21 protein-coding genes and 1 pseudogene are annotated in these 21661 nt (G+C 63.1%); 10 read left to right on the top strand and 12 right to left on the bottom strand.

Features of this window, described 5'->3' with window-relative positions; translation table 11 throughout:
• Positions 1 to 73: 73 nt before the first annotated feature.
• A pseudogene (locus tag ACFO0J_RS09635) lies at positions 74 to 712 on the top strand (C40 family peptidase); the annotation flags it as partial.
• A gap of 470 nt (positions 713 to 1182) precedes the next feature.
• Here the strand turns inward: ACFO0J_RS09635 and ACFO0J_RS09630 are convergent.
• Positions 1183 to 1572, bottom strand: a complete 390-nt coding sequence (locus tag ACFO0J_RS09630) for a DUF2325 domain-containing protein (protein ID WP_376812850.1) — start codon at positions 1570 to 1572, stop codon at positions 1183 to 1185.
• A 252-nt stretch (positions 1573 to 1824) separates the two neighbouring features.
• On the opposite strand from ACFO0J_RS09630, the gene ACFO0J_RS09625 reads away from it, so the two are divergent.
• Genes ACFO0J_RS09625 through ACFO0J_RS09605 form a run of 5 tightly spaced genes read left to right on the top strand, consistent with a single transcriptional unit; the run spans position 1825 to position 6409 of the window.
• On the top strand, positions 1825 to 3042 hold the full coding sequence (locus tag ACFO0J_RS09625) for an amino acid ABC transporter substrate-binding protein (protein WP_376812849.1): 1218 nt from the start codon (positions 1825 to 1827) through the stop codon (positions 3040 to 3042).
• A 31-nt stretch (positions 3043 to 3073) separates the two neighbouring features.
• The gene (locus tag ACFO0J_RS09620) at positions 3074 to 3937 is read left to right on the top strand and encodes a branched-chain amino acid ABC transporter permease (RefSeq protein ID WP_376812848.1); all 864 of its coding nucleotides are present in this window, start codon (positions 3074 to 3076) and stop codon (positions 3935 to 3937) included.
• Positions 3934 to 4881, top strand: a complete 948-nt coding sequence (locus ACFO0J_RS09615) for a branched-chain amino acid ABC transporter permease (RefSeq protein WP_376812847.1) — start codon at positions 3934 to 3936, stop codon at positions 4879 to 4881. Before ACFO0J_RS09620 ends, ACFO0J_RS09615 begins: the two co-directional genes overlap by 4 nt.
• The gene (locus tag ACFO0J_RS09610) at positions 4878 to 5666 is read left to right on the top strand and encodes an ABC transporter ATP-binding protein (protein WP_376812846.1); all 789 of its coding nucleotides are present in this window, start codon (positions 4878 to 4880) and stop codon (positions 5664 to 5666) included. Before ACFO0J_RS09615 ends, ACFO0J_RS09610 begins: the two co-directional genes overlap by 4 nt.
• Entirely contained in the window at positions 5663 to 6409 is a 747-nt protein-coding gene (locus tag ACFO0J_RS09605; RefSeq protein WP_376812845.1) for an ABC transporter ATP-binding protein, read from the top strand. Before ACFO0J_RS09610 ends, ACFO0J_RS09605 begins: the two co-directional genes overlap by 4 nt.
• Positions 6410 to 6511: 102 nt before the next feature.
• Here ACFO0J_RS09605 and ACFO0J_RS09600 read toward each other — a convergent pair whose 3' ends face one another.
• From ACFO0J_RS09600 to ACFO0J_RS09585, 4 genes are all read right to left on the bottom strand, one after another.
• Positions 6512 to 7474, bottom strand: coding sequence for a CysB family HTH-type transcriptional regulator (locus tag ACFO0J_RS09600; RefSeq protein ID WP_376812844.1), 963 nt, complete (start codon positions 7472 to 7474; stop codon positions 6512 to 6514).
• 92 nt (positions 7475 to 7566) lie between these two features.
• On the bottom strand, positions 7567 to 7872 hold the full coding sequence (locus ACFO0J_RS09595) for a hypothetical protein (RefSeq protein WP_376812843.1): 306 nt from the start codon (positions 7870 to 7872) through the stop codon (positions 7567 to 7569).
• Positions 7873 to 8077: 205 nt separating this feature from the next.
• Positions 8078 to 9571 carry a CoA-acylating methylmalonate-semialdehyde dehydrogenase gene (locus ACFO0J_RS09590; RefSeq protein ID WP_376812842.1) on the bottom strand — a complete coding sequence of 498 codons (1494 nt, stop codon included), beginning with the start codon at positions 9569 to 9571 and terminating at the stop codon, positions 8078 to 8080.
• Between the two features lie 41 nt (positions 9572 to 9612).
• A complete protein-coding gene (locus ACFO0J_RS09585; protein WP_376812841.1) occupies positions 9613 to 10827 on the bottom strand; it encodes an ABC transporter substrate-binding protein in 1215 nt (404 codons plus the stop codon).
• Positions 10828 to 10965: 138 nt separating this feature from the next.
• Between ACFO0J_RS09585 and ACFO0J_RS09580 the strand changes: the two genes are divergently transcribed.
• On the top strand, positions 10966 to 11943 hold the full coding sequence (locus ACFO0J_RS09580; RefSeq protein ID WP_376812840.1) for a LysR family transcriptional regulator: 978 nt from the start codon (positions 10966 to 10968) through the stop codon (positions 11941 to 11943).
• Here the strand turns inward: ACFO0J_RS09580 and ACFO0J_RS09575 are convergent.
• A complete protein-coding gene (locus ACFO0J_RS09575) occupies positions 11901 to 12719 on the bottom strand; it encodes a nucleotidyltransferase domain-containing protein (protein ID WP_376812839.1) in 819 nt (272 codons plus the stop codon). The genes ACFO0J_RS09580 and ACFO0J_RS09575 overlap by 43 nt on opposite strands.
• Before the next feature lie 42 nt (positions 12720 to 12761).
• On the bottom strand, positions 12762 to 13880 hold the full coding sequence (gene lptF / locus ACFO0J_RS09570; protein WP_376812838.1) for an LPS export ABC transporter permease LptF: 1119 nt from the start codon (positions 13878 to 13880) through the stop codon (positions 12762 to 12764).
• Between the two features lie 73 nt (positions 13881 to 13953).
• Between lptF and ACFO0J_RS09565 the strand changes: the two genes are divergently transcribed.
• The 3 genes from ACFO0J_RS09565 to ACFO0J_RS09555 all read left to right on the top strand — a co-directional run bounded on the left by ACFO0J_RS09565 (position 13954) and on the right by ACFO0J_RS09555 (position 16793).
• Complete coding sequence (locus ACFO0J_RS09565; RefSeq protein WP_376812837.1) at positions 13954 to 15456, top strand: leucyl aminopeptidase; 1503 nt, start codon at positions 13954 to 13956, stop codon at positions 15454 to 15456.
• 7 nt (positions 15457 to 15463) lie between these two features.
• On the top strand, positions 15464 to 15925 hold the full coding sequence (locus tag ACFO0J_RS09560; RefSeq protein ID WP_376812836.1) for a DNA polymerase III subunit chi: 462 nt from the start codon (positions 15464 to 15466) through the stop codon (positions 15923 to 15925).
• A gap of 166 nt (positions 15926 to 16091) precedes the next feature.
• Positions 16092 to 16793, top strand: coding sequence for a Bax inhibitor-1/YccA family protein (locus ACFO0J_RS09555; protein ID WP_376812835.1), 702 nt, complete (start codon positions 16092 to 16094; stop codon positions 16791 to 16793).
• A 72-nt stretch (positions 16794 to 16865) separates the two neighbouring features.
• On the opposite strand, the gene ACFO0J_RS09550 is transcribed toward ACFO0J_RS09555, so the two are convergent.
• Genes ACFO0J_RS09550 through ACFO0J_RS09530 form a run of 5 tightly spaced genes read right to left on the bottom strand, consistent with a single transcriptional unit; the run spans position 16866 to position 21656 of the window.
• Positions 16866 to 17636, bottom strand: a complete 771-nt coding sequence (locus ACFO0J_RS09550) for an alpha/beta fold hydrolase (protein ID WP_376812834.1) — start codon at positions 17634 to 17636, stop codon at positions 16866 to 16868.
• Positions 17637 to 17674: 38 nt separating this feature from the next.
• Complete coding sequence (locus ACFO0J_RS09545) at positions 17675 to 19210, bottom strand: GMC oxidoreductase (RefSeq protein ID WP_376812833.1); 1536 nt, start codon at positions 19208 to 19210, stop codon at positions 17675 to 17677.
• 23 nt (positions 19211 to 19233) lie between these two features.
• The gene (locus ACFO0J_RS09540) at positions 19234 to 19941 is read right to left on the bottom strand and encodes an ABC transporter ATP-binding protein (RefSeq protein ID WP_376812832.1); all 708 of its coding nucleotides are present in this window, start codon (positions 19939 to 19941) and stop codon (positions 19234 to 19236) included.
• Positions 19928 to 20704 (bottom strand): ABC transporter ATP-binding protein, encoded by a 777-nt coding sequence (locus tag ACFO0J_RS09535; protein WP_376812831.1) that lies wholly within the window; start codon positions 20702 to 20704, stop codon positions 19928 to 19930. The genes ACFO0J_RS09540 and ACFO0J_RS09535 overlap by 14 nt, the downstream gene beginning before the upstream one ends.
• The gene (locus ACFO0J_RS09530) at positions 20697 to 21656 is read right to left on the bottom strand and encodes a branched-chain amino acid ABC transporter permease (protein WP_376812830.1); all 960 of its coding nucleotides are present in this window, start codon (positions 21654 to 21656) and stop codon (positions 20697 to 20699) included. Before ACFO0J_RS09530 ends, ACFO0J_RS09535 begins: the two co-directional genes overlap by 8 nt.
• Between the last annotated feature and the right edge of the window lie 5 nt (positions 21657 to 21661).

Raw genomic sequence — 21661 nt, 5'->3', positions numbered from 1 at the left:
GACCCGTGTTGCGCCTTGAGCGCCATGGCTACGCGAGACGGTTGCGGGCGACGATATCCGCAGCCATCCGCCCATGCCACCGCCTCATTCCGCCTCAGCTCAGCCGAATCACCCCCGCCCCCTGGCGGCCCGTTCCCTGAAACTGCTGCTGTGCGCGGGCCTCGTGGCGCTGGCCGGTTGCGCGACCCAGCCCCGCAAGACGGCCGACGCCGGCCTCAATTCCAATCACCTGCTGCGCGACAGCTACCTGCTCAGCACCCAGTCCGACCCGCTGGGCGCCTGGCTCGACAACAAGCGCAGCCTGGCCATCGACTACCCCGACGCGGAAAGCTACGGCGCCAGCCAGGCGCCCAAGACCCTGGTGTCCACCGCCATGAAGTTCCTGGGGGTCAAGTACCGCTACGGCGGCGACGCACCCGGCGAGGGCTTTGATTGCAGCGGCCTGGTCGCCTATGCGGCCGAGCGCTCTCTGGGCCTGAAACTGCCCCGCCGGGCGCGTGATCAGGCCGAACAAGGCATCTCCGTGGACCGCGAAGAACTGCGGCGCGGCGATCTGGTGTTCTTCAACACCCTGGGCCACCGTTTCTCGCACGTCGGCATCTACCTGGGCGACCACAAATTCGTGCATGCGCCGCGCTCCGGCGCCAATGTCCGCGTCGAAAGCATGGACATCGCCTACTGGCGCAAGCGCTACAACGGCGCCCGGCGCCTGCAAGCCAAGGCCGACACCCGCAGCCTGCCCGATACCCTCGATCCCACGGCCGTCGAGCCCTCGACCGCCAAACCGTCGAACAGCAAACCTGCGACCACCCGGCGCGCCGACAACAAACACGCAAGCGCCAAACACACCGCCGCCAAGCGCACGGTCGCCGCCAAACCGGCAAAACCTGCGGCAGCCAAGCCTGCCAAGCCCCGGCACGTCGCCAAACGCTAATAAGGCCGCTTGCTCAAAAAAGCCCGAAACCGTCAAGTTCCGGGCTTTTTTCATCGCCGGGCCGCCCCAAGATGAAAAGCGCCCCCTCGGGGGGATAAGTCTGGACGCGGGGCAGTCCTTGTGGACTGACCTGCGCCTGACGCATCCGAGCGGCATGCAGGCCGCGAGGTGGATGCAAGCGGCCGTAAGGCTGCGCAGCGTGGGGGCTTTTTCCATGAGTCGCAGAGGCGGTGCAGCCTCTCGACGCCTCACTGCAAGACCAGGCCGCCTCGCCCCTTGAACGGCGCGCGCGCCGTAGACCGGGCCGCATTTTCTTCACGCAGCGGACACGCCTTGCAATAACCGCACTGGTCCAGCGCCTGCTGCATGCTGCACACCGATCGCCGGCACGCCAGCACGCGGATGCCGGCGCGCTGCGCCGCCAGGCGAAAGGTCTTCATCACGTTGTGCCCCAGGAAATCCGTCAGCAGGATGACCAGCTCCGTGCCGGAAGGCAGCGAGGGCGTCTTCTTCTGGTGCGCGGGTTCGCGGCCGCTGATGTGGTGGCGGATGGCAATATTGTGGTCACGCAGCAGATCCGGGATATTGCCCAGCCGGTCCGCGCCGACGATCAATGCACTGACTTGGGATTGCGCCATGGTGTGGACTCCTGGAGGTGGCCGGTGCGCGAGGGCACGGGCTTGTACACGTTGTTTTGATAGTTAATGATAATCATTACTATTAACAAACGCAATTAGCACGTGTGTAAAAAAATGTGCAGCCGTCCGCCCGACGGCCTCTGGCGCCCCGACCGCCCCGAACCGATTCAGTCTTTCGTCAACTTCCGTTCAGAAAGTTGTTACCGAACCCGGCGCACAATTCCCTCAAACAACCATCAACGGAGACACACCATGCACACTCTGCTGCGTGACGGGTTGCCCTGTGCGGCCTTGGCCCTGGCCCTGAGCCTGGGCAGCCCCGCCAGCCAGGCGGCCGACAATCAGATCGTCCTGGGCGCTTCGGTCCAGCTGACCGGCCCCGTGGCCAACACCGGCCGGTATTACCAGGACGCCTACCGCCTGGCGGTCGACCAGATCAATCGCAAGGGCGGCGTCCAGGTCGGCGGCAAGAAATACACGCTGGCGCTGAAGATCTACGACAACCAATCCGACGTGAACCTGAGCGTGCGCCAGTACACGCAACTGGTCTCCAAGGACAAGGTGAACTTCCTGCTGGGACCCTTTGCCAGCAACTTCGCCCTGGCCGATTCCGCCGTGTCGGAAAAATATCAGGTCCCGATGGTCCAGGGCGGCGGCGCATCGGATCAGATCTTCTCGCGCGGCTTCAAGTACGTGTTCGGCACCCTGGCGCCGGCCAGCAACTACTTCGGCAGCACGATTGCCATGCTCAAGCAGCTCAAGCCGATGCCCGCCCAGGTCGCCCTGCTCTATGCGGATGACGCCTTCGACGTGTCCGTGGCCAAGGGCACCCGTCCCCTGCTGGAACAGGCCGGCCTGAAGACGACGATCGACGAGCGCTACAGCAGCAACGCCAGCGACTTCAACACCCTGCTGTCGCAGATCAAGGCCAAGCAGGCCGACGCCGTGCTGGTCGCGGGGCATGAGACCGAGATCCTGAACTTCATCCGCCAGGCCAAGAGCCTGGACGTCTCGCCCAAGCTCTACTCCTTTACCGTGGGCGTACCCAGCGAGGACTTCCGCAAGGCGCTGGGCGCGGACGCTGAATACGCCTTCGGCATGTCCGCCTGGCTGCCCAACGACACGCTGAAGGACGACTGGTTCGGCGATGCGGCTCAGTTCGCCCAGGCCTGGAATACCCAGTATCACTACGAACCCGACTATCACGCCGCCTCGGGCGTGGCCGATGTCGAGGCCATCGTGAAGGCCATCGAAAAAGCCGGCACGCTCGACCCCAAGGCCGTGCGCGACGCCTTGGCCGCCAGCGACTTCGACAGCCTGTACGGGCGCATCGCCTTCGCCGACAACGGCCAGATCAACCTCGACCAGATGGTGATCCAGGTGCAGGATGGCCAGCCGGCGGCCGTGTTCGACGGCCACAAATTCCTGCGCGACGCGAAATACCCGATGCCCGACTGGGCCAAGCGCTGATCCCTCCGTCTCGGTCCCCAGGGAGCCTATCTTGGACCTCCTGCTGCAAGTCCTCGTCAACGGCATCCTGCAGGGCGGGCTGTACGCCATCATGGCGCTCGGCCTGGCCCTGGTCTGGGGGGTGCTGAACATCGTCAACCTGGCCCACGGCGCCTTCATCATGCTGGGCGCCTACCTTTCCTGGTACAGCTTTACCTGGCTGGGCCTGGATCCCTTCCTCGGGCTGCCCCTCACGGCGGTCCTGATGTTCGGCATCGGTTACGCCGTCCAGCGCGGCATCCTGAATCTGGTCGCCCGGGCGCCCATGTTCAACACGCTGCTGATCACCTTCGGCCTGGAAGTCGTCCTGACCTATCTGGCGCAACTGGTGTTCTCGGCCGATTTCCGCACCATCAACCCGTCCTACTCCGGCCGGAACATCAGCGTCCTGGGCCTGACCATCCCGCTGGTCCGCCTGGCGGCCTCGGGCGTGGCCATCCTGCTGACGCTGGCCATGTGGCGCTTTCTGCTGCACACCCGGCTGGGCCGGGCGATCCGTGCGACCGCCCAGAACCTGTCGGCTGCGCGCCTGCACGGCGTCGAGCCGCGCCACCTGTACGCCGTGACCTTCGGCCTGGGCCTGGCCCTGGCCGGCGCGGCCGGCGGCCTGTACGGCACCGTCTCGCAGATCAATCCCTACATCGGCGCGACCCTGACCGCCAAGTCCTTCGCCATCGCCATCATCGGCGGCCTGGACACGCCCCTGGGCGTGATCGCCGGCGGTCTCGTGCTGGGCCTGATCGAGGCCCTGACCACGCTGTACGTGGGGCCGACCTTTGCCGACGTGGCCAGCTTCGGCGTGCTGGTGCTGGTGCTGATCGTGCGGCCCAGCGGCCTGCTCGGGAGGACCGCATGAACGCCCCGCGCATCCTCCTGGCCCTGCTCGTCCTGGCGGCGCTCGCGCTGCTGCCGCTGTACGGCTCGGACACGCTCATCCAGTTCGGCATCAGCACGCTGCTGCTGGCCGTGCTGGCCCAGGGCTGGAACATCATCGGCGGCTACGCCGGCTACCCGTCCTTCGGCAATTCCGTGTTCTACGGGCTGGGCGCCTACGGCGTGGGCATCGCCATGGTGCAATGGCAACTGCCCTTCGCCGCCGGACTGGCCTTCGGCGTGGTGCTGGCCATGGTCTTCGCCATCTGCCTGGGCATCCCGGTGCTGCGCCTGAAGGGTCATTATTTCGCCATCGCCACCCTGGCCCTGGCCCAGGTCATGGCCGCCATCGTCTCCAATGTGGAACTGGCCGGCCAGAACATCGGCCTGGTGCTGCCGCCGCTGAACGACGACGCCCTGTTCTACGAACTGTCCCTGGGCCTGCTCGTCATCGCCACCCTGACGGTCTGGTGGCTGACCCGCAGCCGCTTCGGCTTCGGCCTGATCGCCATCCGCGAGAACGAGGAAGGCGCGGTCGTGATGGGGGTGGATACGACGCGCTACAAAGTCCTGGCCTTCGCCCTGGCCGGCGTGTTCAGCGCCCTGGCCGGCGGCATCCACGCCTACTGGATCACCTTCCTGGACCCGGAAAGCGCCTTCGACATCACGCTGAACGTGAAGATGATCATCATGGCGGTCTTCGGCGGCCCGGGCACGATCCTGGGGCCGCTGGTGGGCTCGCTCATCCTGTCGGCGATCTCCGAGTTCCTGTCCAGCGAAGTCACCAGCATCGCCGGCCTGTTCTTCGGCGCCGTCATCGTCATCGCCGTGGTGCTGATGCCGCGCGGCCTGGCCGACGTGGCGCGGCGCTACCGCCAGGCGGGCTGGCGCTATTTCATCGAAAACATCCGGATGCATCGGCTATGAGCACGCAGGACAGCCCCACACGCACACCGCCCACCGGACACGCAAGCGGTGCGCGCCCGATCCTTGAGGCACGAGGGCTGACGCGCCGCTTTGCCGGGCTGGTGGCCGTGCACGACGTCAGCTTCGCGCTCGCGCCGGGCGAGATCCTGGGCTTCATCGGCCCCAACGGCGCGGGCAAGACCACGCTGATCAGTCTGCTGAGCGGCACCCTGGAGCCCACCGAGGGCGAGGTCTGGTTCGACGGCCGGCGCATCGACCGCATGGCGGCCTTTCGCCGGGCGCGCCTGGGCATCGGCCGCACCTTCCAGATCATGCAGCCCTTCCCCGGCCTGCCGGTGCTGGACAATGTGGCGGTCGGCGCCCTGTTCGGCCGCGGACAGGGTCAGGCCAATCTGGCGCTGGCGCGCGAAAGCGCCCGGGAATGCCTGCGCTTCGTCGGCCTGGACAAGCACGTCGATCACCGCGCCGAGGACCTGGGCGGCCCCGACCGCAAACGCCTGGAACTGGCCAAGGCCCTGGCCATGCAGCCGCGCGTGCTGCTGTGCGACGAGGTCATGGCCGGCCTGAACCTGGTGGAAATCGACGAGGTCATCGCCATCATCCGCAAAGTGCGCGACACCGGCATCAGCATCATCGTCATCGAGCACGTCATCAAGGCGATCCGCACCCTGTCGGACCGCATCATGGTGCTGCACCACGGCGAGAAGATCGCCGACGGCGCGCCCGACAGCGTGCTGACCGACAGCCGCGTCGTCGAAGCCTATCTCGGGAAGAAACGCGCATGAACACCCCCACGCCCCCGCACGCGGCACCGGACGTGCTGCTGCGCATCCGCGACCTGTCGGCCGGCTACGGCCTGGTTCAGGTGCTGCACTCGGTCTCCCTGGACGTCCGGCCGGCCGAATTCCTGGCGCTGGTGGGCAGCAACGGCGCAGGCAAGACGACCCTGCTGCGCACGCTCTCGGGCCTGCTGCCGATCCAGGCGGGCACGATCGAATGGCACGGCAGCCAGTCCATCGGCGGGCGCACGCCCGACGCGATCTTCCGCCTGGGCATCGTGCAGGTGCCCGAGGGCCGCCAACTGTTCCCCCGCATGTCGGTCCAGGACAATCTGCTGATGGGCGCCTACCGGCGCGACGACCGGGCCGGCGTGCGGGCCGACCTGGACAGGATCTACGGCCTGTTTCCCCGCATGGCCGAGCGGCGGTGTCAATTGGCCGGCAGCATGTCCGGCGGCGAGCAGCAGATGTGCGCCATGGCGCGCGCCCTGATGGCCCGGCCGCGCCTGCTGCTGGTCGACGAGATGAGCCTGGGCCTGGCGCCGATCATCGTCGATCAGTTGATGGAAAACCTGACGGCCATCCGCGACCAGGGCGTCACCATCCTGCTGGTCGAACAGGACATCCACCTGGCGCTGGCGGCCGCCGACCGGGCCTATGTGCTGGAGACCGGCCGCATCGTGCGCGAAGGGCCGGCCCGCGACCTGATCGAAGATCCGGAGTTGAAGCGGGCCTATCTAGGTGTATAACCTGGCCCGAATTCGGCCGGAGCACGAGGCGGGAAGCCGAAGACAGTGCTCTTGCACGGCGAGGCGAACCAACGAAGTGATACGGTCGAATCCGGGCCAGGTTCAGGCGGCGTCGCGGACGACCGGCGCAGGCTGCGCCACCGCCTCGGCCACCACGTCGCGCGACAGTTCGGGCGCCAGCATCTCCATCAACACGTAGACGAAATCGCGCAGGAACACCCCGCGCTTGATCGCCACGCTGGTGGTGTGCCGGCCGAACAAGTGACCGGCGGGCAGGCCGACCAGGCCCTTGTCGCGGCGCGGATCAAAAGCCATGCCGGCGATGATGCCGATTCCCAGGCCGATGTCGGCATAGGTCTTGATCACGTCGGCGTCGATGGCCTCCAGCACGATGTCGGGCTCGATCCCGGCCTGCTCGAAGGCCGCGTCAATGGCGCACCGGCCCGAGAACGCCCGGTCGTAGGTCACGATGGGATAGCGGGCCAGATGCTCCAGCGACAGATTGCGGGCGGCGCTGGAGGTCAATTCCGTCAGGGGATGATCGGGCGGCACCACCAGGGTATGTTCCCAGGCGTACACCGGCAGGGCCACCAGGCCCGGGGTCCGGGCCAGGGTCTCGGTGGCGATGGCCAGATCCGCCTGTTCATGCAGGACCAGCTTGGCCAGATGCTCGGGATTGCCTTCGGCCAGCGACACGTGGACCTTGGGGAAGCGCGCGCGAAACGCCGGGATCACGCGCGGCAGCAGGTAGCGGGCCTGGGTGTGGGTGCAGGCGATGACGAGCGCGCCTTCGTCGCGCTGGGCGAATTCGTCGCTGACCTTCTTCAGGTTGTCGACCTCGCGCATGATGCGGTCGATGACCACGGACACGGCCTGGCCCGGCTTGGTCAGGCCCTTGAGACGCTTGCCGTGGCGCTCGAAGATCCGCACGCCCAATTCGTCCTCGAATTCGATGATGGCCTTGGACACCCCGGGCTGGGACGTGTACAGCGAACGCGCCGCCTCGGTCAGGTTGAAATTGCGCCGGATCGTTTCGCGGACAAATCGGAATTGCTGCAGGTTCATATCTAAGACCCTATAGGAAGAGCCATTATATGGAATATAGAACCTAGTTGATATGACTTTTTGTTATTTGTTTACGCGAAACGACGGCGGCGTCAATGCAGGCAGGAACCCGAAGGCTGCGGGGGCGCTGCCTTCCAGACCATGACCTCGAATTTCGACTTCAGGACGATTTCTTTGCCGCCATGGCCGATGCGGCAGTCGCCCCGCAGCAGCTTGCCGGGATGCGTGCCATTGACGTAATAGCCCCGGCAGATATACAGAATATCCGTGCCGTGGAAATCGGTCCCGCCCTGGACGATGTTTTTGGGCAGCTTGCCCGTCCAGGCCACCCATTCGGGAGCACCGCTTGCCGCGAACGCCGGTTGACCGAACGCCATCCCCATCAGCAGTACCGCCATCAATCGCCGCATATCGCCTCCGTCCCTTGAAGTGGCCATCTCGTGTTTGCCGCCCCATTTTGACAAAGATTCATGGATTTTGAAACACTCGGAAAAACGGCTCGGCGCAATGAGCGGTCCCTGACAAACACACAGGCGGCGCCCGCCCTGAACGGGCGAGCGCCGCCTGCGGTCCGCCGCCTCCGTAAGGAGCGCGGCGTATCGATCACTGCATCGAGATCGTCGTATTGATCTCGCGCGGGTGCGCCTGCCAGCGGGCGGTCACGGTCTTGGTCTGGGTCCAGAAGTAGATCGACTGGCGGCCGTTGGGGCCCAGATCACCCAGTTTCGAGGCCCTCGACCCTGTGAAGCTGAACCAGGCCACCGGCACCGGGATGGGGATGTTGATCCCTACCTGGCCGACGTCGATGTTGTTCTGGAAGTAGCGGGCATGACCGCCGTCCTGCGTGAAGATCGAGGTGCCATTGCCGTTGGGGTTGGCATTGATGAATTCCACCGCTTCCTCCAGCGTATCCACCATCACCACGGACAGCACCGGCCCGAAGATTTCCTCGCGGTAGATGCTCATGCCGGCCTTGACGCCGCTGAACACCGTCGGGCCGACGAAATTGCCCTTTTCGTAACCGGAAACCTGAACACCACGGCCATCGAGCAGCAGTTCAGCGCCCTCGTCCACGCCCTTCTGGATGAAGCCCTCGACGCGCTGTTTGGCGGCGGGCGAGATCAGCGGGCCCAGGTCCGCCTTGCGGTCGGTGCCGACGTTGATCTTCAGCTTGCGTGCGCGTTCGACGAAGTCCGGCAGCCATTTCTGCGCCTCGCCCACCAGCACCAGCACGGAAATCGCCATGCAGCGCTCGCCGGCCGCGCCGAAGGCCGCGCCCAGCATCGAGTTCAGGGCGGCCTCGCGGTCGGCGTCGGGCATGATGACACTGTGGTTCTTGGCGCCCATCATGGCCTGGCAGCGCTTGCCGGCGTTCGAGGAACGGCGGTAGATCTCCGTGCCGACGCGGGTCGAGCCGATAAAGGACACGGCCTTGATGTCGGGGTGATCGCACAGGGCGCCGGCCACGTCCGGGCCGCCGTGCACCACGTTCAGCACGCCCGGCGGCAGGCCGGCCTCCAGGGCCAGCTGCGCCACCATCAGCGAGGCCGTGGGGTCCTGCTCGGACGGCTTGTAGACAAAGGTGTTGCCGCAGGTCACGGCAATGGGGAACATCCAGCACGGCAGCATCACGGGGAAGTTGAAGGCCGTGATCCCGGCGCACACGCCCAGGGGCTGGATGACCGAATAGACGTCGATGCCGGTGGCGGCGTTTTCGGAATAGTCGCCCAGTTGCAGGGTATTGGCCGACACGGCGTGATCGACGCCTTCGAGGCCGCGCGCGACCTCGCCTTCGGCGTCGGGCAGGGTCTTGCCGTGCTCACGGGAAATGGCCTCGGCGATCTTCGGCGTGTGTTCGCGCAAGAGCTGGGCGAAATCCACCATGATCTGGCGGCGCTTGGCCTGGCTGACGTTGCGCCAGGTCTTGAAGGCCTCTTTGGCATCGGCCACCGCCCGCTCGACTTCGGCCGGCGTGGCAAAGGGCACCCGGGCGACCACTTCCTGGGTGGCCGGATTGATGATGTCGCGCCATTCCTTGGTTTCGGACTGGACGAGTTTCCCGCCGATCAGCAGCGGGACGCGTGGGATGTCGCTCATTCAAATCTCCTGAGTAAATTCAGTGAAAGCGGGAGCCGGAATCATTTCTTGACCAGCGGGCAGGTCGAGGCCGACAGGGGCTGGAAGGCGTCCTTGGCCGGGATCGTGGCGACCAGCTTGGACAGGTCCCATTCGCCCTTGGATTCGGCCGGCGTCTTGACCTCGTACAGATACATGTCGTGGATCACCCGGCCATCGGGACGGATGGAGGCGTTGTGCATGATGGGATCCTGGATCGGGATCTCGCGCATCTTCGCCGCCACCACGTCGCCCTGGGTGGAACCCGTGGCCGCCACGGCCTTCAGGTAGTGCCGCACGCTGGAATACACGCCGGCCTGCGTCATGGTGGGCTTCTTGCCCTGGAAGGCCTCGGCGAAACGGGCGGACCAGGCGCGCGAGGCGTCATCGAAGTCCCAGTAGAAGCCGTCCACGTAGCTCAGGCCCTGGGCGTTTTCCAGGCCCAGCGCGCGCAGGTCGGACAGGAACACCAGCAGGGACGCCAGGCGCTGGCCGCCCTTGACGATGCCGAATTCGCGCGCCTGCTTGACCGCGTTGACCGTATCCTGCCCCCCATTGGCCAGGGCCACGACCTGGGCGCCGGAACTTTGCGCCTGCAGCAGATACGAGGCGAAGTCGGGCGCGTTCAGCGGATGCAGGACGGAGCCCTTGACCGTGCCGCCCAGGGCCTTGACCATGTCGGATGCGCCCTTTTCCAGGGAATGGCCGAAGGCGTAGTCCACCGTGATGAAGAACCAGGACTTGCCGCCCTTGCCGAACATGGCCATGACGCCGCCGATCGACTGCGAATAGACGTCGAACATCCAGTGGAAGCCCACCGGCGAGCAGTTCTTGTTGGTCAGGTCCGTGGTGGCCGGGCCGGAGAACATCACCACCTTGTTCTTTTCGCGGGCGATGTTCTGCACCGCCAGGGCCACGGCGGAATTGGTCAGGTCGGCGATCGCCGTCACCTCGTCGCGGTCGAACCATTCGCGGGCGCGCGCCGCGCCCACGTCCGCCTTGTTCTGGTTGTCGGCCGACACCAGCTCGATCTTCATGCCCTTGCACTCGGCTTTCAGGCAGTCGTCGATGGCCAGTTGCGCCGCCGACACCGACCCCATGCCGCCCATGGACGCGTAGGTGCCCGACATGTCGGTCAGCACCCCGATCTTGACAGGCGGGGTCGCCGCCTGCGAAACGGACATGGACAGGGCGGTGGCGCACAGCGCGGCCGCCAGAGTCAGCGAGAATTTCTGCATAGTCTTGTCTCCGTTGTCGTTGTCTGGCTTGCCCTCTGCGGGGCGCCGGGGAATTCTGATCCCCGGCTCAGTTTAGTTGTGTAAAAAACTTATTACCATGAAAATGTTTGCACATTCGTTGACGATATTTGCACAACCATGACCGACTGGGACGCGATCCGCTATTTTCTTGAAGTCGCCCGCACGCAGCGAGCCAGCGCCGCCGCCCAACGCCTGGGGGTGCGGCACAGCACCGTGACGCGGCGCATCCGCGCGCTGGAACAGGACCTGGGTGTGACGCTATTCGAAAAGTCCCGCGCCAGCGGCTACACCCCGACCGAAGAGGGCCTGCGCTTCTTCGCCCACGCCGAACAGGTGGAAAGCACCCTGCTGGCGGCCCACGAATCCCTGTCCGGCGCCGCCCAGACGCCCTCCGGCCACCTGCGGATCGGCTCCACCGAAGGCTTTGGCAGCACGGTCCTGACGCCGCTGATGGTGGATTTCCAGCGCCGCCACCCGGCGATGACGCTGGACATCATGCCGGTGCCGCGCTTCATCAGCCTGTCCAAGCGCGAGGCCGACATCGCCATCGCACTGAAACGCCCCCAACGCGGCCCCTATCTGTGCACCAAGCTGACCGACTACCGCCTGGGGCTGTACGGCACCCGCGACTATCTGGCCCGCCACGCGCCGATCCGGCGCCAGACCGACCTCAGCAAGCACACCTTCATCGGCTATGTTGACGAACTGCTGTTCAGCGACCGGCTGCGCTACCTGGACGGCCTCGTGCCGCCCTCGCGGGTGGTGTTCCGCAGCACCAGCGTGCTGGCCCAGTACCAGGCGGCCCTGGGGGGCCAGGCGCTGGTGGTCCTGCCCTGCTTTCTGGCGGCCCAGGACGAACGCCTGGAGCCCGTGCTGGCCGATACGATCCTGATCACGCGCAGTTTCTGGATGTATTGCCACGAAGACCTACGCCGCACGCGCCGGGTCATGGCCCTGTGGGACTATCTGAAACAGGCCGTGACGCTGAACCATGATCTGCTGCACGGCCACGCCCGGGCCCTGCACACCCCGGCCGGGGACTGGGCGCCGTCCTATGCGCCCGGACGCCGCGCCGCGTCCGCGGCCCGAGCCTGACCGACGCAATCGAGCAGCAGCCCCGGCATGCCCGCGCGCGGCGCGTCGGGGGGATCGTCGGCGCGCAAATCGAGATACGCCTCAACGCAGGCGACGATCGCCGCGCGCACCGAGGCGAATGCGTGGCACGCCACGGTGTCCGCCAACCGGCCCTCCGGATCCAGCCGCAACGCCTCCAGACGCCGGACGCCCCGCTGGTCCAGGCCGGCGCGGCGATAGAGCATCGGCCCGAGGACCTGCTCGCGAAAGAAACCCAGCATGCCGATCGCCTCGTAGAGCTCGCCCCGGCCCAGCTTGGCGGCCGCGTAGTGCAGCCAGATCCAGGCGCGGGCCTCGAACCATTCCGGCGGGTGGTTCGGCCACTCGACGGCGGCGGCGCACGCGCGCGCTTCGAAGCCGACGGGATCCCGGGCGAACAGGATCGCCCGTCGCTCGATCCCGTGATCGAGGTCGGACGCCACGACGAACTTCAGGTCGATGTGCACCAGGGGCGGGCCGTAAAGGCAGATGAGGAGGCGCGGTTCTCCTACATGCTCGCCCGTAAACGCCGACACCAGACCGCCCAGCGACTCAGCGAACGCCAGGCGGTCCGCCATGACCTCCGCGTAGCACGCCTGAGCGACGACAAGCACGAAGTCGAGATCAGAGTACGCGTCGAGCCCACCATGCACATAGGAGCCGCCGATCAGCAACGCCTCGAACCGCTCGTCCGCGGCGACCGCGTCGCGAACGCGACCGAGCAGTTCTGAATGCGCCGAAGACAGTGTGCCGGACATAGGGTTTTCCTGGCGGGCCGGCCGGAGCGGACGCCGATGCGCTCAGGCCTCCGTCTGCCGGGGACGTCGCTTGGGCTTGGGCATGCGCACCCGCCGCCACATCAGCCCCAGGCCCAGGACCAGGAACACGGCGTGCACCAGCGTCAGGCCGACGCCGAAGGACAGCACGTTGCTGGCGATCCAACCGCGCGACAGATTGATCAGGTTCATGTACAGCAGCGCCAGCAGGCCGGCGATCAGCAGATCACCCGAACGGCCCAGACGCGGATTCACCGCCCCCAGCGGCAGGGCGATCAGCGCCAGATTCAGGACCGCCAGCGGCAGCGACAGCCGCCACATCAATTGCGACATGGATTCGGAGTCGCCCTGGGCAATCAGATCCAGCGTCGGACGCGCCTTGATCTGCTGCAGGGCCTGCTGACGCCTGGCCTCTTGCGCCCCGGAATCGCTGCGGCTTTCGATGCGCACGCCATAGTGGTCGAAATCCAGCAGGCGCATTTCGGGCGTGCCCGGCTTCAAGTCATAGCGGTGCCCCGGCCCCAGCACCAGAAAGCGGTCGCCATTGGCCTCGGTGCGAATCGCCGCGCTTTCGGCCGTGACCACGCTGAGCCAGTCGGGCTCGATGATGCGGGCCACCACCCGGCCCAGTTCGTCGTCCGGCCGGGTAGGCGATTCGGCGAAGAAGACCCGCCGCCCATCGTCGGTCTCGATGAACTGGCCGGCCGAGACCTTGGACAAGTCGGAACGCTGCTCGAAGCGCTGACGGTATTCTTCGATCTGGCCGTAGGCCCAGGGCGAGGCCGACAGAGTCAGCACCGCCACCACGGCCGCCATCGGCAGGGCGAAACGCATCACCGGCCGCAGCCACTGGCCCAGCGACAGGCCGCTGGCGAACCAGACGGACATCTCGGATTCACGGTAGCTGCGCGTGACCGTGGTCAGCACCGCCACGAACAAGGTCACGGACAGGATCACCGGCAGTGCGGTGATGCTGGAAAAAGCCGCCAGGCCCAGCACGACGTTCGCGCCGATATCACCATTGGCGGCCTCGCCCAGCAGGCGCACGATCAGCACGCTCAGCCACACCACCAGCAGCGTGGAAAACACGATGCCCGCATGGCTGGTGATCTCGGAAAAGACGGCGCGCTTGAACAATGACATGGGAAAATGCGGAATAATGGATCGTTTAGAGGTGTACGACCTCTCTGGAATTCACCGGACCCAAGGAAAACGAATGGAATTTAGCACAACGACATCGGCCTCTCTGCACACGCTGAAAACCCAGGCCCTGGCCGTGGGCGTGTTCCAGGACGGAGTCCTGAGCCCTGCCACCGACGCCCTGGACCAGGCGACCAAAGGCGCGATCCGGACCGTCGTCAAGGCGGAATTCGACGCGGCCCCCGGCGCAATCCTGACGCTGCATGCACCCGCCGGCATCACCGCCGAACGCGTCATTTTACTCGGCCTGGGCGCCCAGGACAGCCTGAAAGCGGCGACGCTGGCGCGCGCCCACGAAGCCCTGGCGGCTTATTGCGTCCGCGCCGGGGTGGGCCATGCGGTTTCGACCCTGTGCGCCCTGCCCTGCGCGGACGCCGACGTCGCGGACAACGCCCGCTCGGCAGCCCGACTGGTCAGCGCGGCCACCTACCGCTACGACGCCACGTTCAGCAAATCCAAGCCCGCCGCCAAGCTGCGCGCCTTCGTCCTGCACCTGGGCCGGGCCCAGGTCGCACGCGCCCGCACCGGACTGGATCAGGGTGCGGCCATCGGCGCCGGCATGAACCTGACCCGCCTGCTGGGCGACCTGCCCCCCAACGTCTGCACGCCCACCTACCTGGGCAAGACGGCGCGCGACCTGGCCAAGCAGTTCAAGACCCTGAAAGCCGAAGTCCTGGATCAGAAAAAGATCGAGGCCCTGAAGATGGGCTCGTTCCTGTCGGTGGCGCGCGGCTCGGCCGAACCGCCGGCCTTCATCGTCCTGCGCCACACCCCGGCCGGGGCTGCCGCCCGCAAAGCGGCCCCCATCGTGCTGGTCGGCAAGGGCATCACCTTCGACGCCGGCGGCATCTCGCTCAAGCCCGGTCCCGGCATGGACGAAATGAAGTTCGACATGTGCGGCGCCGCCAGCGTGCTGGGCACGATGCGCGCCGTGGCCGAACTGAATCTGCCGCGCGAGATCATCGGCATCATCCCCAGTTGTGAAAACCTGCCCAGCGGCACCGCCATCAAGCCGGGCGACATCGTCACCAGCATGTCGGGCCGCACCATCGAAATCCTCAACACCGACGCCGAGGGCCGCCTGATCCTGTGCGACGCCCTGACCTACGCCGAACGCTTCAAGCCCGCCGCCGTGATCGACGTCGCCACCCTGACCGGCGCCTGCGTGATCGCCCTGGGCCACGTCAACAGCGGGCTGTTCACCCAGGACGAGACCCTGGCGGCGGACCTGCTGGCCGCCAGCCGCCAGGCGCTGGACCCGGCGTGGCGCCTGCCCCTGGAGGACGCCTACCAGGACCAGCTCAAGTCCAATTTCGCCGACATGGCCAACATCGGCGGGCGGCCCGCCGGATCGACCACCGCCGCCTGCTTCCTGTCGCGCTTCACCGGCAAATACCCCTGGGCGCACCTGGACATCGCCGGCACGGCCTGGCTCGAAGGCAAGCAGAAAGGCGCCACCGGCCGCCCCGTGCCCCTGCTGATGAGCTATCTGCTGGGGCAATGCGGCGCCAAGGCCTGATCCGGGCATGACACGGGTTGATTTCGCCTACGGCGCGGCCCACCGGCTGCGCATGGCCTGCGGCACGGCGGCGCGCCACGTCGGTGCGGGCCGCCGGCTGCTGGTGTACTGCACCGACGAACGCCGCCTGAGGCGCTTCGACGCCCTGCTGTGGGAATTCGATCCGGCCAGCTTCATCCCGCACGCCCTGGCCGACGATCCCCTGGCGGATCAGGCCGACGTGGTGCTGGTGGCCGACGCCGCGACGTTGGCCGGCCAGCCGCCCGGCGGCTGGCTGCTGAACCTGGACCTGGACTGCCCCCCGGGGGCCAAACGCTTCGAGCGCATCCTGGAAATCGTCTCCGGCCACGAGGCCGACATCCAGGCCGCCCGCCAGCGCTGGGCCCAGTACCAGCAGGCCGGCCACGAAGTCCGGGGGCATCGCCTGCCGGCCGACCACCCCGCCGGCGGGAACCATCGCGGCGCCTGAGTGTCCAAGATAAGGACCGTTGTCGCGCACGCGACGGCGCCGGCCCGGGATCCTCCCGGGTACGCCGTTTTACCGCCTGCATAGACGACATTATTCAGCTTGTTGTAAGATTAACCTCATTCTGGCCGATGCCATGCACCGGCCCCACGCACCACAGGAAACCGCCATGTCCGACTTCCGCCACACACTGCCCGACACCAGCGCCTATGCCGCGCCGGCTGCCGCCCGCAACCGCGTCTTGCGCAACACCTATTGGCTGCTCGCGCTGTCGCTGATTCCCACGGTCCTGGGGGCCGCCGTCGGCCTGTCCTTCGGCATGAACCAGGCCATGGCCACCAGCCCCGGCGTCAGCACGATCGTGTTCCTGGTGGGCGCCATCGGCCTGATGTTCCTGATCGAACGCAACAAGAATTCCTCCCTGGGCGTCGCCTTGCTGCTGGGCTTCACCTTCTTCATGGGCGTGATGCTGTCGCGGCTGCTGGGCCACGTCCTGGGCATGGGCAACGGCGCTCAGCTCATCATGCTGGCCTTCGGCGGCACGGCGGCGGTCTTCGGCGTCATGGCCACCGTCGCCACGACGACCAAGCGCGATTTCACCCACCTGCAGAAATTCCTGTTCGTGGGCGTCGTCCTGCTGCTGGTCGCCATGGTGGCCAATATGTTCCTGCAGATCCCGGCCCTGATGCTGACCTTGTCGGTGCTGGCCATCGGCATCTTCTCGGCCTTCCTGCTGGTCGACCTGCAGCGCGTCGTCCAGGGCGGCGAAACCAACTACGTGTCCGCCACCCTGGCGGTCTACCTGGACCTGTACAACATCTTCTCCAACCTGCTGATGCTGCTGGGCATCTTCGGCGGAAATCGCGACTGATTAACGATCCAGATCTCAATTTGTCTAGCGGGCTTCGGCCCGCTATTTTTTTGTCCAGTCGATCGAGTGCGATCAGGAGATGAATCTTTTCAAAATCCCGGCGTATTTCTCCGGATTATCCATGTAAGGAATGTGTCCATAGGGCAGCTCGATCATTGTTGATCCTTTGATCGACGCATGCAGATATTGCCCCATGTGCGCAGGCGTCGCCTTGTCATGCTGACCGGTGATGACCAGTGTCTCTGCCTTGATCTCGTGAAGCTGATCTCTGTAATCCATCGCCACGATGGCGTTACACCAATTAATGTAATTGGCACCATCACAACTCAGAAAATCCCTAAGCGCCACCATATACCGTCTATTGCTCGACACGGTTGACTGATCGACGAAAAAACGCCCAACAACTTTGTCAGCGACAAAAGCCAGGCCAAAATGATCAATCATCACACATCTTTCCATCAGATTTTCCGGGCTGACGTAAGACGAAGAATTGGAAATGATGATCTTGTCGAGCCTGTCGGGGTAATGGATCGCCATGTCAATGATCGTCATACCCCCAATGGATACTCCACAGACACTTGCCTTGTCCCACTGCACGGCATCCATGACGGCCAGCACATCGGCCGTATTATCCGCTATGCGCGCTGTCCCAGGATGGGGATCCGATTGACCGTGCCCGGACTTGTCAATCCGCAGGACATGGTACTGATCCCCTAGCAAGCCAACCACCTCATCCCAGGACCTCAGGGAAGTACCCAGCGAATTCAGGAGCATCAGCTTACGGCCAGCCGGATTTCCGTTGATCTCAAAATGGATTTTTCGACCATTATCAATAGCAAGCATGGTGATCTACTATAAAAACTCTGATTGAGCGGATGATTTCAATGATTCGGATCAGGCGAAAGAATATCTTGTCTTTTAAGGAATCTGGACACGACGTTTTCAGCCCAGGCGCCGATCGTCATGGAAGGGCCGGTTCCCACCGGCGCAGGCAAGGCCGCAGCATCCACCACAAATAACCCAGGCGTGCCATAAACCTCGCCATTGCAATCCACGACCGCACCACTTTCCTCTGTACCCACGCAGGCGCCTCCCAAAGGATGCACAGTGGACGGACGCTTTGTCGCATAGATCTTGCGGCCTGACAACCTGCCTATTTCTTTCATCGTGCCCTTTATTTTTTCGTAGATAGGGCTATTGGAAGGATCGAACGCTATTCTAAACCTACCCGTCTTGACACTTGCCACACCATCCATGGCATCGACACCCATGCCACTCACCACCATCCCGTGCCTGAGACGATCAAGGACAAAAGACGGAAAGGGGTAGCGGCTGAGGCTGGGAAGACCATTGCGCCCAATAACGAGATCCCCGTAAGGATTGTTTCTCAGCTTGATTCCGCCCTTGCTTGGAAGACCTTTTGTAAAATCACGGGTTTTATCGTTCAAATCCCAGAATCCTCGTATATCCCCGTTTCCGCTAAATCTCTTTCCCAGGCCCGGCATCCCCTTGAGGGTCTTGTGTTTGTCTCTGCTGTCCAGCAGCAAACGCAACGTGTTCATGGTGCCCGCACCAACAAAAACGTATCGAGCGTTTATAGTGATGACGGTATCATCGCGCAGATTTTTATATGTCACTTTAAATCCATCATTGCGCTGCACATCATGTTTGATGCACTGCACTTCGCACATATCCAATACATTCAGTCCCTTTTTGAGCGCAGGCAAAATATACACGATATCCATTGATGATTTTGCTCCGGAAGGCGCACCCAGAAATCCGTGGTCATCACTTCCATAGTCCGCTTGCCATCTTTTGATATGGCCTTCTCCCTCAAGCAGGCGGTGCTCATGAGATTTTTCCGGCAACAGGAAACCCACCTTGGTTTCCGCACTGGGAACGGCAGGCAGAAAATGCGGATCATCGACGAAAACCTCGGCGGCGGTGTGAGGCGGTCTATTGCCGGCATCCGGTTTCTGCGAGCCGACTCTATGGATAAACCGGTCATAACAGGGTTTCATGGAAAGTTCATCCAGACCCGGGCAATGACCATCCCAGTAATGTTCATCCGGCGGCCTGCGATGCACGGCGGAGTACACATGACTGCCCCCTCCCACGCCGGACGCGCAAACCACCTCCATATTCTTGGAAAAATACAGGTCGAACAAACCCTTTTTATTCACAACCAGCCTGTCCACAGGCAGCCAGGGCAAGGAAATGGATCGGACTGCACGAGAGAACAGCTCAACTCCTCTTGGAAACTTGACTCTGTTTTCGATGCCGGCCGATTGGGTCGGTACGGTATCCCACCAAGGCCCCCGCTCCAGCAAGGTAACCTTCAGGCCGGCCTCTGCAAGACGCCCTGCTGTCACCGATCCGCCGATCCCGCTACCAATGACGACTACTTCCGTATCCATATCTGACTCGCCCGCTCTTGATTTTATATGCCAAGGTAAATTTTCTTTATTTCTTCATCCCCGGAAAGATCCTTTGCCAATCCTTCCTTGATGATTGCCCCTTTTTCGAGCACATAACCGTAATCCGACATCTGCAAAGCCAGGTTCGCGTTTTGCTCGACCAGCAGGACAGAAATTCCCTTCAGCTCGACTATTTTTTTAACCGCCTGCTCGATTTCCTTGACGATCTTGGGAGCCAGGCCCAAAGAGGGCTCGTCCAGCATGAGCACTTTAGGGCTGGACATCAGGGCCCGCCCGATGGCAACCATCTGTTGTTCGCCACCCGACAATGACCCCGCAACCTGTTTTCTTCTGTCAGCCACCCTTGGAAAGAGCTCATACACATCATTCAGGTTTTTCTTTATGAGCCGAGAGCCACGATTCAAATGAGCCCCGGTCAGAAGATTCTCATATACGGTCATTCGCGGAAACAGCCTCCTGCCCTCAGGGCAAAGCACAATACCTTTGGCCACCCTATCATGCGATTTCGTGTGGGTCAGATCCACATCGTCATAAAATATCTTGCCCCGAGATAATGACAAGATACCAATGATGGATTTCAGCGTCGTGGATTTCCCAGCACCATTTGCCCCGATCAAGCTGACGATCTGCCCCTGCTTGATATCGATCGAAACGGAAGAAACCGCCTCCAGAAGATCATACCGAACAGAAATACTTTCAACCCTCAGCATGCCACCCTCCACCGCCTAGATATGATTCCACGACTCTTCGGTCATTCAGCACCTCATTTGGAACGCCTTCGGCGATGACACTGCCCTGAGAGATCACAATGATTTTTGATGATATTTCACGCACCAGGGCAATATGATGCTCGACAAGCACGACAGTCAGTCCATAATGTTGTTTTATCTTGCTGATCAACCGGCCAAATTCTCGTGACTCCTTGCTGTTCAAGCCTGCAGCAGGCTCGTCCATCAGCAGAATCTCCGGCGATGTCGCCAAGCCAATCGCCACGCCCACTTTCTTTTGAATGCCGTAAGGAAGCTCCCTGGCGATCACATTCCGGTATTCCTCGAGCTCCAGCGTGGCGATGATCTCGTCAACCAACTGCATCTTTTCAGCAAGCTTGTCCAGGTACTGCCGTGTTGGCGGCAGCATGTTCAGCAGCGTATTACGCTGAAGTTTCCACAAGGTTCCCCGGAAGATATTTTCAGCGACATTCACATCCGGGTATAACGTGGCGTTCTGAAACGTTCTGGCCAGACCGAGCTTCACCACATCACTTGGCCTCAAGCCGGTGATATCTCTGCCATTCAACAACACCCGCCCCTTGCTGGGCGAGAGCGTACCTGTAATGATATTGAAGGCAGTCGTTTTACCCGCCCCATTCGGGCCGATGATACCGACGGTCTCTCCCTTCGCCACACTGATATTGATGTCCGACAGGGCAGCCAGGCCGCCAAAATTCTTGGATACATGTTCTACTTCAAGCATTTTTCTTCTCTTTCTTGTTGAAGACGAACGGAGCGGACGACAGGCTTGAAAAGACCGACACCAGGCCTTTCGGCCTCATCATCAAGATGACCACCAGCACAATGCCATAAGACAGATGCTGATATTCTTGAGCTCCCCGCAGAATCTCCGGCAAGGGGGTCAGAAAAATAGCTCCGACGAGAGGTCCCCATGAGGAATTGACGCCACCAATCACCAGCATGGTGACCAGGGTGATGGACAAATGGATGTTGAACGATTCCGGGGAGATGAATTCGATATACGTACTCATCAGGATTCCGCCAAATCCAGTGATTGCCCCGCCAGCCACAAACGAAGCCAGTTGAACAGAGGCGACATTGATGCCGGTGGATTCGGCAAGATCCGGGTTGTCATTGACAGACAGGTATTCTTTCCCGGAAGCCGTCTTGAAAAACCGATTGATCAGAAATGTCAAGACGCCACAAAACAGTACAGAGAAAATCAACCACTGATTCACGCCTTCCAGTGTGAACACGCCGATTGAAAGCGGTGCAATTCCGGACAAGCCGCTCGCCCCGCCGGTCACCGAGGGGAACTCCAGCAACGCCAGACGAATGAATTCGGCGAACGCGAACGTCACTAAAACAAAATACACCCCTCTGCATTTGACGATGACGCTTCCAAGAAGATAGGCAACAATGGCCGCCGCAGAAATCCCTGCAATAGCCGCCAGCGTCCAGCTCACGCCATACGTCGTGGTCAATATCGCACAGACATAGGCGCTGATTGCCGCGAATGCCGCATGCCCAAAAGACAACCTGCCGGTCCTCGCCACCAAAGAAATCCCACTGATCAATACGGCATTGATAGCCGCCATCACCAGGATATGGGCATAGAACACATTGCCGGCAGCGAATTGATAAATAAAAAACAGCAACAGGGCAACCGCCGGCACCAATATGTTTCTTTTCATTTATT

It is taken from the genome of Castellaniella hirudinis (assembly GCF_042651965.1).
GTDB classification, from domain to species: domain Bacteria; phylum Pseudomonadota; class Gammaproteobacteria; order Burkholderiales; family Burkholderiaceae_B; genus Castellaniella; species Castellaniella hirudinis.
The sequence above is the reverse complement of the archived record's forward strand: the minus strand, read 5'-3'. Positions and strand labels throughout refer to the sequence as shown.

Bases quoted from the DNA above. Each gene is read 5' to 3' on its own strand.
- ACFO0J_RS09550 (WP_376812834.1), bottom strand. From the start codon at position 17,636: ATGCTTGCTATTGATAATGGTCGAAAAATCCATTTTGAGATCAACGGA.
- ACFO0J_RS09605 (WP_376812845.1), top strand. From the start codon at position 5,663: ATGAACACCCCCACGCCCCCGCACGCGGCACCGGACGTGCTGCTGCGC.
- ACFO0J_RS09585 (WP_376812841.1), bottom strand. From the start codon at position 10,827: ATGCAGAAATTCTCGCTGACTCTGGCGGCCGCGCTGTGCGCCACCGCC.
- lptF (WP_376812838.1), bottom strand. From the start codon at position 13,880: ATGTCATTGTTCAAGCGCGCCGTCTTTTCCGAGATCACCAGCCATGCG.
- ACFO0J_RS09535 (WP_376812831.1), bottom strand. From the start codon at position 20,704: ATGCTTGAAGTAGAACATGTATCCAAGAATTTTGGCGGCCTGGCTGCC.
- ACFO0J_RS09580 (WP_376812840.1), top strand. From the start codon at position 10,966: ATGACCGACTGGGACGCGATCCGCTATTTTCTTGAAGTCGCCCGCACG.
- ACFO0J_RS09560 (WP_376812836.1), top strand. From the start codon at position 15,464: ATGACACGGGTTGATTTCGCCTACGGCGCGGCCCACCGGCTGCGCATG.
- ACFO0J_RS09545 (WP_376812833.1), bottom strand. From the start codon at position 19,210: ATGGATACGGAAGTAGTCGTCATTGGTAGCGGGATCGGCGGATCGGTG.
- ACFO0J_RS09625 (WP_376812849.1), top strand. From the start codon at position 1,825: ATGCACACTCTGCTGCGTGACGGGTTGCCCTGTGCGGCCTTGGCCCTG.
- ACFO0J_RS09630 (WP_376812850.1), bottom strand. From the start codon at position 1,572: ATGGCGCAATCCCAAGTCAGTGCATTGATCGTCGGCGCGGACCGGCTG.
- ACFO0J_RS09540 (WP_376812832.1), bottom strand. From the start codon at position 19,941: ATGCTGAGGGTTGAAAGTATTTCTGTTCGGTATGATCTTCTGGAGGCG.
- ACFO0J_RS09615 (WP_376812847.1), top strand. From the start codon at position 3,934: ATGAACGCCCCGCGCATCCTCCTGGCCCTGCTCGTCCTGGCGGCGCTC.
- ACFO0J_RS09530 (WP_376812830.1), bottom strand. From the start codon at position 21,656: ATGAAAAGAAACATATTGGTGCCGGCGGTTGCCCTGTTGCTGTTTTTT.
- ACFO0J_RS09600 (WP_376812844.1), bottom strand. From the start codon at position 7,474: ATGAACCTGCAGCAATTCCGATTTGTCCGCGAAACGATCCGGCGCAAT.
- ACFO0J_RS09595 (WP_376812843.1), bottom strand. From the start codon at position 7,872: ATGGCGGTACTGCTGATGGGGATGGCGTTCGGTCAACCGGCGTTCGCG.
- ACFO0J_RS09565 (WP_376812837.1), top strand. From the start codon at position 13,954: ATGGAATTTAGCACAACGACATCGGCCTCTCTGCACACGCTGAAAACC.
- ACFO0J_RS09590 (WP_376812842.1), bottom strand. From the start codon at position 9,571: ATGAGCGACATCCCACGCGTCCCGCTGCTGATCGGCGGGAAACTCGTC.
- ACFO0J_RS09575 (WP_376812839.1), bottom strand. From the start codon at position 12,719: ATGTCCGGCACACTGTCTTCGGCGCATTCAGAACTGCTCGGTCGCGTT.
- ACFO0J_RS09610 (WP_376812846.1), top strand. From the start codon at position 4,878: ATGAGCACGCAGGACAGCCCCACACGCACACCGCCCACCGGACACGCA.
- ACFO0J_RS09555 (WP_376812835.1), top strand. From the start codon at position 16,092: ATGTCCGACTTCCGCCACACACTGCCCGACACCAGCGCCTATGCCGCG.